This window comes from Curvibacter soli, assembly GCF_029211125.1.
Classification (GTDB): Bacteria; Pseudomonadota; Gammaproteobacteria; order Burkholderiales; family Burkholderiaceae_C; genus Curvibacter_A; species Curvibacter_A soli.
Genome location: NZ_JARGEN010000093.1, coordinates 1 through 601 on the forward strand (window position 1 = coordinate 1; position 601 = coordinate 601).

Annotated in this window: 1 protein-coding gene; it reads right to left on the bottom strand. The window is 64.1% G+C overall.

Going from position 1 to position 601, the window contains the following annotated elements; genetic code table 11:
- A partial coding sequence (locus PY257_RS16210) for a hypothetical protein (protein ID WP_275743695.1) occupies positions 1–584 on the bottom strand: 584 nt, incomplete at its 3' end.
- Between the last annotated feature and the right edge of the window lie 17 nt (positions 585–601).

The following is a 601-nucleotide window of genomic DNA, read 5'->3' on the forward strand; positions in this document are numbered from 1 at the left end:
AGGTTGCCGACCCAGTAGGTGTGCAGGGCGTGGCTGGGGCGTCCTGGCTTCCTGGGGTTGTAGCTGACCTGGGCACCGTCTTGCTTGCCGTACAAAGGCTTGATGGTGGTGTCGATGTCGAGGATCCACGGGGTGCTCAAGGCCGCCTGCACGCTGCCCAGCAATTGGGGTGCCAGCCAGGACTGGCTTTGCTCTTGGCTCATGCGGGCCAGGGCGCGGCGTAGCGCGTCTTCGCTGATGATTTTTTCCATGCCCAGTATCTGCGGGCTCAGCGCATCGCCCCGCAGGCCGGTGATGTGGGCGTAGCGTTTGTGTCCGGCCAGGATCGACAGCAGCCAGGTGCCCAGTACATCGCGTTTGCCGGGCGCGTTCGGGCTGCTGTAGCTCAGGGGGCAGTTGTCGACCCAGGATTGGTAGAGGCCGGTGGTGGCCAGGAACTCGGCAAAGAAGGTCAGTTGCGCGTTCGGCGAAGCGCTGGCTGTGTGGTCCCACTGCACGTGGATTCGGCCGCCCGGCGTGTCCACGGCCATGGCCTGCAGGGCCTGTGTCAGTACCGCTTTTTCGCGCCTTTTGGCTTCACCCATCTGGTGACTCCTGCAAA